Origin of the sequence: Massilimicrobiota sp. An80, from assembly GCF_002159255.1 — a bacterium.
Classification (GTDB): domain Bacteria; phylum Bacillota_I; class Bacilli_A; order Erysipelotrichales; family Coprobacillaceae; genus Allocoprobacillus; species Allocoprobacillus merdigallinarum.
In genome coordinates this window covers 1-12,120 of sequence record NZ_NFHI01000031.1, presented here as the reverse complement: position 1 = coordinate 12,120, position 12,120 = coordinate 1, and the positions used below count along the sequence as shown (strand labels likewise).

The window sequence follows — 12,120 nt, the reverse complement described above, 5'->3', positions numbered from 1 at the left end:
AAATAAATAAGTTTCAAATGAAATATAATATGTTTTTATTCAAATAAATATTGACTTTAATTAGATATATGATAAGATATATTTGAAAATGAAACACATAAAACTTTCAAATGAAATAAAAAGGAGAAGAAAAATGAAGAATGTTGAACATTTTGGTGATTTAACACCACGTATGAATCATTTTAGAGAAGCTGTATTGGATAAGAAACCTTATATTGATGCTCAGCGTGCATTGCTTGTGACAGAAGCTTATGAGAAATATAAGAATCAGACACCTGTCATGAAACGTGCCTATATGTTAAAAAATATATTGGAAAAAATGTCTATTTATATTGAAGATGAAACTTTAATTGTAGGAAATCAGGCTTCATCAAATAAAGATGCACCGATCTTTCCTGAGTATACAATGAAGTTTGTTATGGATGAATTAGATACATTTGAAAAACGTGATGGAGATGTCTTTTATATTACAGAAGAAACAAAAGAAGCTTTACGCTCTATTGCGCCATTTTGGGAAAATAATAATCTAAGAGCTAAAGGTGAAGCTTTACTTCCTGAAGAAGTCAGTGTTTTTATGGAAACAGGATTTTTTGGTATGGAAGGGAAACTGAATTCAGGAGATGCTCATTTGGCTGTTGAATATCAAAAAGTCTTAGAAATCGGTTTAAAGGGATATGAAGACAGAGTTTTAGATATCAAAAATCATTTGGATTTATGTGTTCCTGAAAATCTTAATAAATATCAATTTTATAATGCAGTATTGATTGTTATTGAAGCAGTCAAAACATTTGCAAAGCGTTTTAGTGTTCTAGCAAAAGAAAAAGCTGAAAAAGAAACAGGAAAAAGAAAAGAAGAATTATTGGAAATCAGTCGTATTTGTGACAAAGTGCCTTATCAGCCAGCTCAAACATTTCATGAAGCGATTCAATCAGTATGGTTTATTCAATTGATTTTACAGATTGAATCTAATGGACATTCATTATCATATGGTCGCTTTGATCAATATATGTATCCTTATTTAAAACATGATTTAGATAACAATATCATCACAGAAGATGAAGCAGTTGAATTATTGACAAATTTATGGATTAAAACTCTCACAATCAATAAAGTACGTAGTCAGGCTCATACATTTTCAAGTGCTGGAAGCCCAATGTATCAAAATGTGACAATTGGAGGACAGACAACAGATAAAAAAGATGCCGTGAATCAATTATCTTTCTTAGTTTTGAAGTCAGTGGCACAAACAAGATTGCCTCAGCCAAACTTAACGGTGAGATACCATGCTCATATCAATCAGGAATTCTTTGATGAAGCTATTGAAGTGATGAAATTAGGAACTGGTATGCCAGCCTTTAATAATGATGAAGTGATTATTCCTTCATTTATTGAAAAAGGTGTCAAAGAAGAAGATGCTTATAACTATTCTGCAATTGGTTGCGTGGAAACAGCAGTGCCAGGAAAATGGGGTTATCGTTGTACAGGTATGAGTTATATGAATTTCCCAAGAATTTTATTAATTGCGATGAATAATGGGGTGGATATGACTTCTGGAAAACGTTTTGTAAAAGAATGTGGTTATTTTACAGAAATGAAATCTTATGAAGAATTGATGCAAGCATGGGATCAGGTAGTCAGAGAATTAACACGTATGAGTGTGATTGTTGAAAATGCAATTGATTTAGCTTCTGAAAAAGATGTTCCTGATGTTTTATGTTCAGCCCTTACTGAAGATTGTATTGGTCGTGGAAAGACAATTAAAGAAGGTGGAGCTGTCTATGATTTCATTTCAGGATTGCAGGTAGGTATTGCGAATATGGCTGATAGTCTGGCAGCAATTAAGAAACTTGTCTTTGATGAAAAGAAAATCACTCAACAACAATTATGGGATGCTTTAGTTGATGATTTTCAAAGTGAAGAAAGTCAAAGAGTTCAAAGAATGTTGATTGAAGAAGCGCCTAAATATGGTAATGATAATGATGAAGTGGATCAGTTGGTCGTTGATGCCTATGCATCTTATATTGATGAAATGAAAAAGTATCCAAATACGCGTTATGGTAGAGGGCCAATTGGAGGTATTCGTTATGCTGGAACATCCTCTATTTCCGCTAATGTAGGGCAGGGATTTGGAACGATGGCAACACCAGATGGTAGACATGCTCATACACCATTGGCAGAAGGATGTTCACCAGCGCATAGTTGTGATAAAAGTGGTCCAACAGCGGTCTTTAAATCTGTGTCCAAATTACCAACTCATGAAATTACGGGTGGTGTTTTATTGAATCAGAAAGTAACACCACAGATGTTATCAACAGAAGAAAATAAACAGAAATTAGAAATGTTGATGAAAACATTCTTTAATAGATTGGAAGGATATCATGTTCAATATAATGTTGTGTCTAAAGAAACTTTAATTGATGCTCAAAAACATCCAGAAAAGCATAAGGATTTAATTGTGCGAGTGGCAGGATATTCAGCTTTCTTTAATGTGTTATCAAAAGCAACACAAGATGATATTATTGGAAGAACAGAACAAAGTTTATAGGGAGAAGATTATGGAATTTATTATTGATACAGTTGATTTAGAAGAGATTAAGGAAGCCGTTGCTTATATGCCTATCGTAGGTGTCACAAGCAATCCTTCTATTGTCAAGAAGACAAGCCCAGAGGATTTCTTTGCACATATGCGAGCAATCAGAGATATTATTGGAAAGGATAGAAGCCTTCATATTCAGGTGATTTCTAAGGATTGTCAAAGCATGGTCAAGGAAGCACATAGAATCCTTGAAGAAATAGATAGACAGGTCTATATCAAAGTACCCGTATCTTATGAAGGAATCAAAGCGATTAAGATGTTGAAGGAAGAAAACATTCATGTCACAGCGACAGCTGTCTATGATTTGATGCAGGCCTATATGGCACTAGCAGCAGGGGCAGACTATATTGCACCATATGTCAATAGAATTGGAAATCTAGGAGCAGATCCAATGGAGCTCATCAATGAATTATCAAATCGTATTGTCATGGATGGATATGATACAAAGATAGTTGCAGCATCATTCAAGGGAGTGCAACAGATTAGAGATGCCTTCAATTATGGAGCACAGGCGATTACAGCACCAGTAGAGATCTTGAAACAGATTTTCAAGAATCCAAGCATAGAAAAAGCAGTAGATGATTTCAATGCCGACTGGTATAGCATGTATGGAGAAGGCAAAGGAATATGTGATTTATAGAGTCATCAGGTATTTTATGAAAAACTCATAAAATGCCTTTTTTAATGCACGTTATTTTACTTTATATCAAAAGTTCTTTACAATAAAAATAGGAAGGTGAAGATAATGAAAGTTTTAATTATTGGAGGTGTAGCTGCTGGAGCCACAACAGCTGCCAGACTGAGAAGATTAAATAAAGATGTAGAAATGATTGTTTTTGAAAAGGGAAATTATGTATCTTATGCCAATTGTGGATTGCCTTATTATGTGTCTGGTGAAATTCAAGGTAAAGAGGATTTACTGTTGATGACACCACAATTATTTTATGATCGTTTTCAGATTGATGTCAGAGTGGCGAGTGAAGTCACAGCGATTCATCCTGAAAACAAGAGTATCTCCGTTTATAATCATATGACAGGAGAAACTTATGAAGAAAATTATGATCAGCTGGTTATTGCGACAGGATCATCGCCTATTCGATTGCCGATTCCTGGAATTGATCATCCTGATATTCAACAATTATGGACAATTGATGATTTTGAAAAAATACGCCAAAAAGTGGAGCTGGAAAATATGCACACAGCATGTATTATTGGTGGAGGCTTTGTAGGGATTGAAACAGCTGAAAATTTAAAAGAATTGAATGTAGATGTTGATGTTATAGAAAAAGGACCACAAATCTTAAATAATTTAGATTTTGAGATGGTTCAGCCCATACATAAATATTTAAATCGAAAAGGTATTCATTTATATTTGAATACAGAATTATTAGCTTTTGAAGATCATCAATCCAAAATACAAGTCAAAACGAACTCTTTTACAAAAAGTTATGATTTGGTCATTCTTTCAGTCGGTGTAAAACCACAAAGTGAAATAGCTAAAAAAGCTGGAATTGACTGTAATGCAAGAGGTGGTATTGTTGTAGATGAATATTTAAAAACAAATATTCCAGATATCTATGCAGTTGGAGATGTGATTGAAGTTGAACATTATATTGATCATCAAAAAACAATGATACCTTTAGCAGGTCCGGCTAACAAAGAAGGTCGAATTCTGGCAGATAATCTGGCAGGATATCCTCAAAAATATCTAGGATCATTAGGAAGTAGTATTATTAAAGTTTTTGAGATGGCCGCAGCAAGCACTGGCTTCAATGAAAAACAATTACAGGCTCAAGGTTTACATAGACATCAAGATTATGAAGTGGTTATTATCCAACAAAAATCCCATGCAGGATACTATCCTGGAGCCAAGCCACTGACAATAAAGGTGATCTATGACCTTGAACAGAACATATTAGGAGCACAGGTTATAGGTTATGAAGGTGTTGATAAACGTATTGATGTGATTTCCACAGCTATTCATTATCATGGGAAAGTAACGGATTTAAAAGATCTTCATATCGCTTATGCTCCACCGTTTGCTTCGGCTAAGGATGCAATCAATATGGTAGGATATGTCGCTGAGAATATGCAAAATGGTTATATACAGTTGATGCTGCCTGATGAATATCAACAAGTCAAAGATCATGTCATCACATTGGATGTCAGAGAAAACGATGAAAGAAAAGCTGGATATATTGAAGGATCTTATCATATTCCATACGGTGAATTAATCCATCGTTATCAGGAAATAGATCCAAAACAGACCATTGTGATATATTGTGCAGTTGGAGTCAGAGCTTATAATTGTGCTAGAATTCTGATGCAAAGAGGATATCAGAAAGTTTATGTGTTAAGCGGAGGCTTAGGATTTTATTTGGATTATTGCTTCAAATAATCATGTGTTTTTACGTAATCTTAACAAATTTTATACAAAAATATGATTTTTCCACCATTTAAAAAGATATACACTATGTTTGTCAATAAAGACGAATGATAAATGATAAAAAGGAAGGGTTAAAATATGAAAAAATTCGGAGCTTTATTATTAGCATGTGTATTAAGCTTTAGCTTGGTAGGATGCGGAAATAATGATGGAGGTAGCGATGCGGCTGCTTCAGGAAGTGGAGATGTGAGTGGAACTGTTGCTTTAAATGGTTCAACATCAATGGAAAAACTTGTTAATGGATTAAAAGAAGGTATTGTAGAAACTTATCCAAATTTACAATTAGAACCACAATTTACAGGTTCAAGTGCTGGGATTGAAGCAGTAACAAACGGAACTGCTGATATTGGAGATGTATCAAGAGCTTTAACTGATGAAGAAAAAGCAGGTGGTTTAGTAGAAAACATTGTTGCTTTAGATGGTATCGCAGTTGTTACTGATACAGCGAACACAGCTACAAATTTAACAACTCAACAATTAAAAGATATTTACACTGGAAAAATTACTAACTGGAGCGAAGTTGGTGGAGCTGACCAAAATATCGTTGTTATTGGACGTGAAAGTGGTTCAGGAACAAGAGATGCATTTGAAGAAATCTTAGATATCGCTGATCAATGTCAATTAGCTCAAACATTAAATGAAACTGGAGCAGTTGCTGCAGCTGTACAATCTACACCAGGAGCAATTGGATATATTTCATTAGATGCATTAAATGATAAAGTTAAAGCATTACAATTAGATGGTGTTGCACCAAGTGAAGAAACAGTAAAAGACGGTTCATATACTTTACAAAGACCATTCGTTATGGCAACTAAAGGTGAAATCAGTGAACAATCAGCACAAGTTCAAGCTGTATTTGAATTCATTAATAGTGATGCAGGACAAGAAGTTATCTCATCTGTTGGTTTAGTTTCAGCAAAATAATCTTTTAAGGGGCATAGGATTATGCTTCTTTTTTTGTATAAAAATAAATTTTAAAGTTATACTGTTTGTAAAGAGAAAGTAAAGAAATAAATGTAAAAAAACATCGAAAATCATGGATTAAATACATAGAAATTTAAATATTTTACATAATCTTAACATTTTTTATACAAAATATTGCTATTTCTTTTACGTGAAAAGATATAAACTAGCATTGATTTGTGGAGCTATATATAAAAGAAGGGGTTAAATATGGAAAAGAAGATGATATCTATTATTGCAAATAGAAAAACAAAATCAATGGTAGAAAAAATAGCGTCTATTATTTTTACTTGTTGTGCTGTTGTTTCTATTGTAGCTGTTGTTGGGATTACAGCGTATATGTTTGTTTCAGGAACGCCAGCTATTTTTAAAGTTGGATTAACTGAAATTTTATTCAGCAATGTATGGGCACCAACTGCGGCTGATCCACATTATGGTATTCTTAATATAATCTTAACATCAATTGTTGGGGTATTCTTTGCAATTTTGATAGGAGTTCCTATTGGAATTTTAACAGCTGTCAACTTAGCTGAAATTGCTAATCTAAAAGTGAGAAATATTGTAAAATCAGCAGTTGAATTGTTAGCAGGGATTCCATCAGTCGTCTATGGACTTTTAGGAATATTAATTATCAATCCATTAATGTATCAATTGGAGCTGGCTATTTTTGCTGGGTCAAAAACACATCAGTTTACAGGTGGAGCCAATTTGATTTCAGCTATTTTGGTTTTGGCCATTATGATTTTACCAACTTTAATTAATATTACGGAAACATCATTAAAATCAGTACCAGATGATTATCGTAAAAGTTCTTTGGCGCTAGGTGCAAGTCAAATGCAGACAATTTTTAAAGTTGTTTTACCAGCTGCTAAAAATGGGATTATGTCAGCGATTGTTTTAGGAGTTGGTCGTGCGATTGGTGAAGCCATGGCTATCTTGCTTGTGGCAGGGAACTCAGTCAATTTCCCATTACCATTCAATTCAGTTCGTTTCTTAACAACTGGTATCGTTTCTGAAATGGGATATGCTTCAGGAACACATCGTGAAGTATTGTTTACAATTGGTTTGGTATTATTTATCTTTATTTTAGCAATTAACTTGATATTAACATTTATTTTAAAACGAGGTGGAGAAGATGGAAAATAGTATTTTTGATAAAAAAAGTAGATTAAGTGATAAAGTCTTAAGTTTTCTTATTCAATTATCCACTCTCATTTCCGTTGGTCTATTGATTGTTATTATTGGTTATATATTAATAAGAGGTATTCCAAGCTTCAATTTTGGATATCTTGTCAATACAACAAGTGTATTAAAGGATACAGTAGGGATTTTACCTAATATTATTAATACAGTTTATATGATTGTTGTGACATTATTGATCGCTGGTCCTATTAGTATTGGGGGAGCAATCTACTTAAATGAATATGCAACAAATAAGAAATTTGTTGAAATCATTTCATTTACAACTGAAGTTTTAGCTGGTATTCCGTCTATTATTTATGGTTTATTCGGTATGTTGTTTTTTGGAAATTTATTAAAATTAGGGTATTCTATTTTAACAGGGGCCTTAACATTAGCTATTATGATTTTACCAATCATTTCTAGAAATACACAGGTTGCCCTGCAGGCAGTACCAAAAAGTTATCGTGAAGCAGCACTAGGAATTGGAGCGACAAAATGGTATATGATTCGTACAGTTTTATTACCAAGTGCGATTCCTGGAATCTTAACAGGTATCATTTTAGCAATGGGAAGAATTGTTGCTGAATCAGCTGCATTACTATTCACTGCTGGAAGTTTATCAATGTTACCAAGAGGATTGTTTGAACACTTGTTCTCAAGTGGTGGAACTTTAACAATTCAACTTTATCTAGAAATGGCAAAAGCGAATTATGAGGTTGCCTTTGTCATTGCATTAATTTTAATTGTTGTTGTGTTAGTATTGAATTTCTTAGCAAAATGGATTTCTAAAAGATTTGATGTCAATAAAATTGATTAAGGAAGGTTAAAAAAATGAGTGTAAAAATTAGTTCTAAAAATTTAAATCTTCATTATGGAGAAAAACATGCATTGAAAGATGTGAATTTAGATATTGTAGAAAATAAAATCACAGCATTTATTGGTCCTTCAGGATGTGGGAAATCTACATTTCTTAAGACTTTAAATAGAATGAATGATTATGTAAATAATGTCAAAATTGATGGTGAAATTACATTAGATGGAGAAAATATTTATGATCCACGTGTTGATACAACAGTGTTACGTAAAAAAGTAGGGATGGTTTTTCAGCAACCTAATCCATTTCCAATGAGTATTTATGATAATATTGCTTATGGACCAAGAATTCATGGTATTAAAAATAAAAAGAAATTAGATGAAATTGTTGAAAAAAGTTTAAAAGCAGCAGCTTTATATGATGAAGTTGCAGATCGTTTGCATACATCAGCACTTGGTTTATCTGGTGGACAACAACAGCGTTTATGTATTGCAAGATGTTTAGCAGTAGAACCAGAAATCATTTTATTGGATGAACCAACAAGTGCCTTGGATCCTATTTCTACATTGAAAATTGAAGAGTTATTAATGGAATTAAAAGATAAATATACAATTGCAATTGTCACACATAATATGCAGCAGGCATCACGTATTGCTGATTATACGGCTTTCTTCTTGGTTGGAGAAATGGTAGAATATGGTGAAACAAAAGACATTTTCTCAATGCCTAAAGATAAACGTACAGAAGATTATATTACTGGTCGTTTTGGTTAAGAGTTGTGTTTTGCATGAAAAACAAATATAATGGAGGTATGTAAAATGATGAGAAAACTATTTGACGAAGAATTAGAAAAGTTAAATGTTGATTTAACAAAAATGGGGCATCTTGTAGAAGTTGCTATTGAAAATATGATTGATGCATTTAAGCATCAGGATAAAGCTCTTGCAAAAGAGATTATTACAAATGATCGTTTAATTAATGATATGGAAAGAACTGTTGAATCAAGAGCATTTAATTTGATTTTACGTCAACAACCTATCGCAACTGATTTAAGAAATGTAACAACAGCTTTAAAAATTGTTACTGATTTGGAAAGAATTGGGGATCAGGCTGCTGATATTGCAGAAATTATCATGAATTTTGAAGGTGAACATGCTTATAAGACAGTTGAGCATATTCCAACAATGGCTAAAAAAGCTAAAATTATGGTTCATGAATCTATAGATTCATTTATTAAAAAAGATTTATCTACTGCACGTTTAGTGAAAAGCATGGATGATGAAATTGATGCTTTATTTGAAGAAGTGAAACAGGAAGTTGCAGAAATTATTAAAGAAAACAGCGAAAGAATTGATTACTGTATTGATTTCTTAATGATTGCGAAATACTTAGAAAAAGTTGGAGATCATGCAGTCAATATCTGTGAATGGTTAGAATTTAATCAAACTGGTTCAGTGAATGATCAAAGATTGATTTAGGAGGGTTAACAATGAACGAACGTATTTTTGTCATAGAGGATGATGAAAATATTCAGGAGATAGTTAAACTATCTCTTGAATCTAATGGTTATCAGGTTACACTATTTGATAATGCTATTGATGCTATAATAGAAATAAAAAGAGAGGCACCAGATTTAGCTATTTTTGATGTGATGTTGCCACAGATGGATGGGATTTCTGCTGTCAAAAAGATTAGAGAAACAAATACAGAAATGCCTATCTTGATTTTAAGTGCCAAAGATAGTGAAATTGATAAGATTCATGGCTTAGATAGTGGTAGTGATGATTATATGACAAAGCCATTTGGTGTATTGGAGCTTTGTGCTCGCGTTCGTACATTATTAAGAAGAGTTCATCCTAAATCAAAAGTTTTAAGAACACCATCCTTATCTATTGACAAGTCAACACATGTGGTAAAACATCATCAAGAAACTATGGATTTAACACATAAAGAATATCAATTGCTTGTTTATTTAATAGAAAATAAAGATCGTGTTGTCGAAAGAGATGAATTATTAAATAATATTTGGGGATATGATTTTATTGGGGAATCAAGAGCATTAGATGTTCATATTCGTTCACTTCGTAAGAAGTTAAATGATGATGGAGAAAAATATATTAAAACAATTCGTTCGGTGGGTTATCGTTTTGTAGAAAAAGAGGAGGATAAGTATGACTAAATCTATCCTCCGTTATTTTATTGTGATTCTGGTTGTTGCATTATTAAGCAGTTGTGTGATTTCTGGAACGCTGTTATCTAATAGCATTTTAGATACAACTGAACACGATATGCTGTATTCTTTAAAACTGATTGATTATGCCTTGGATTATCAGCAACCGCTTGATGGACAAATTGAAAAGTTAAATCCCTTGGCATATAGTGATGATACACGTATTAGTGTGATAGATCTTGAAGGTAATGTTGTTGCTGATACGGCAAAAGATTCTATATCTGAAAATCATTTGAATCGTGAGGAAATTCAGGAAGCTTTAAAATCCAGTGAAGGATATGCTCAAAGAAAATCTGAAACAACAGGTGAGGATACACTTTATGTAGCTTTATATAATCATGAAGACTATATAATTAGACTGGCTATTCCTTATCACGGTATTACTGATTATTTAGGTTCGTTAATTCCAGCTTTTGCAGTAAGCAGTATTATTTCGTTTTTAATTGCGTTTATACTATCACGTAAGCTAGCAGTGACAATCTCTAAACCTATTATTGAAATTAGTGAAAGTCTTGATCATATGAGTAAAGATTTTAGAGTTGATTTGAAGGATTATGATTATCAGGAATTTAATGTGATTGTAGACACGATTTATAATTTATCACATAGATTACGTAAATCTATGCGTCAGGTCAAACTGGAACGTATTAAAATAGATGAAATTTTAAAACAAATGAATGAGGGATTTGTTTTATTGGATGAAGACTATCAAATTTTAAGTATTAATGAAAAGGCAATATCTATATTAGGAGATATGAAAGTACATGATCGTATTTTAGATTATCTTTATTTTCCTGATATTATACAAGCTTTACAAAATAATATTACAAAACAACAGGTTGAGCTAAAAATAGATCATAATATTTATGCTTGTTATATTTCACGAGTTGATTTTGGGACAACTTTGCTTTTTGTGGATATTACGGCATCGAAAAAAGCAGAAAAAATGCGTAGTGAATTTTTCTCTAATGTTTCTCATGAATTGAAAACACCAATGACATCTATTAGGGGATATAGTGATTTATTGGCTCAAGGTGTTGTCCAAAATGAAAGTCAAAAACAAGTTATGTTAGAAAAGATTCAAACAGAAGTTGATAGTATGTCACGATTGATTAATGATATATTGATGCTGTCAAGATTAGAAAGTATGGATATTGAAGCAGAAATGATGCCTATTAAAATGCGAAGTATCGTGGACGAAGTTTTAGAAAGTTATGAAGTAGAAATAGCGAAACATGATATCCATATGGAATATTCTTTTGAAGATATGGTGTATATAGGAAATCATCAACAAATCTATACATTATTAAACAATATTATAGGAAATGCCATTAAGTATAATAAAGATCATGGAAGTGTCTTTGTGGATATTGAAGCGCAAGGCGATGGTATGAAAATTGTTGTCAAAGATACGGGTATTGGTATTCCACTTGCAGATCAGGCACGTGTGTTTGAAAGATTTTATCGTGTGGATAAAGGAAGAAGTAAACAGCGTGGAGGAACTGGACTTGGTTTAGCTATTGTTAAACATATAGTATCGCATTATAAAGGTACGATTTCATTGAAGAGTGAATTGAATATAGGAACAACGATTGAAATTGTTTTACCGCAACAAAAAAGAACTGAATCTTAGTCAATGTCGTCAATTTAATGACAGATATAAATTAGAAATCTGATATATTCAGGTTTCTTTTTTTGTTTATTAAGATTCATAAGTAATTATAGAAGTGATATATCATATTTGGTGAAATCTCAATGATTTAATGATAGAATTGTAGTATAGAAAAGGAGTGGTTTTATGTTTGTGAAGGTTGTTCAAAATAATAGAGGCAAAAAAGGCACTTATTTCTGCTCTCTTGTTGAGTCTTATCGTGATGGTGATAAAATCA

10 protein-coding genes are annotated in these 12,120 nt (G+C 32.4%); all 10 read left to right on the top strand.

Features of this window, described 5'->3' with window-relative positions; genetic code table 11:
* Positions 1 to 133 precede the first annotated feature (133 nt).
* The 10 genes from B5G32_RS09160 (at position 134) to B5G32_RS09115 (ending at position 11,864) form a co-directional block, all read left to right on the top strand.
* Positions 134 to 2,545 (top strand): glycyl radical protein, encoded by a 2,412-nt coding sequence (locus B5G32_RS09160; RefSeq protein WP_087936465.1) that lies wholly within the window; start codon positions 134 to 136, stop codon positions 2,543 to 2,545.
* 10 nt (positions 2,546 to 2,555) lie between these two features.
* Entirely contained in the window at positions 2,556 to 3,236 is a 681-nt protein-coding gene (locus B5G32_RS09155; RefSeq protein WP_087304711.1) for a fructose-6-phosphate aldolase, read from the top strand.
* Between the two features lie 105 nt (positions 3,237 to 3,341).
* On the top strand, positions 3,342 to 4,994 hold the full coding sequence (locus B5G32_RS09150) for an FAD-dependent oxidoreductase (protein ID WP_087936464.1): 1,653 nt from the start codon (positions 3,342 to 3,344) through the stop codon (positions 4,992 to 4,994).
* A 126-nt stretch (positions 4,995 to 5,120) separates the two neighbouring features.
* Positions 5,121 to 5,966: a phosphate ABC transporter substrate-binding protein gene (locus B5G32_RS09145; protein WP_087305130.1), complete on the top strand. Its 846-nt coding sequence runs from the start codon at positions 5,121 to 5,123 to the stop codon at positions 5,964 to 5,966.
* 249 nt (positions 5,967 to 6,215) lie between these two features.
* Positions 6,216 to 7,151, top strand: a complete 936-nt coding sequence (gene pstC, locus B5G32_RS09140) for a phosphate ABC transporter permease subunit PstC (RefSeq protein ID WP_087936463.1) — start codon at positions 6,216 to 6,218, stop codon at positions 7,149 to 7,151.
* Complete coding sequence (gene pstA, locus B5G32_RS09135) at positions 7,141 to 8,004, top strand: phosphate ABC transporter permease PstA (protein WP_087936462.1); 864 nt, start codon at positions 7,141 to 7,143, stop codon at positions 8,002 to 8,004. Before pstC ends, pstA begins: the two co-directional genes overlap by 11 nt.
* A 14-nt stretch (positions 8,005 to 8,018) precedes the next feature.
* On the top strand, positions 8,019 to 8,774 hold the full coding sequence (gene pstB, locus B5G32_RS09130; RefSeq protein WP_087246003.1) for a phosphate ABC transporter ATP-binding protein PstB: 756 nt from the start codon (positions 8,019 to 8,021) through the stop codon (positions 8,772 to 8,774).
* Between the two features lie 45 nt (positions 8,775 to 8,819).
* Entirely contained in the window at positions 8,820 to 9,479 is a 660-nt protein-coding gene (gene phoU, locus B5G32_RS09125) for a phosphate signaling complex protein PhoU (protein ID WP_087305134.1), read from the top strand.
* Positions 9,480 to 9,490: 11 nt separating this feature from the next.
* Positions 9,491 to 10,180, top strand: a complete 690-nt coding sequence (locus B5G32_RS09120) for a response regulator transcription factor (protein WP_087245998.1) — start codon at positions 9,491 to 9,493, stop codon at positions 10,178 to 10,180.
* Positions 10,173 to 11,864: a sensor histidine kinase gene (locus tag B5G32_RS09115; RefSeq protein WP_087936461.1), complete on the top strand. Its 1,692-nt coding sequence runs from the start codon at positions 10,173 to 10,175 to the stop codon at positions 11,862 to 11,864. The genes B5G32_RS09120 and B5G32_RS09115 overlap by 8 nt, the downstream gene beginning before the upstream one ends.
* The last annotated feature ends 256 nt before the right edge of the window (positions 11,865 to 12,120 follow it).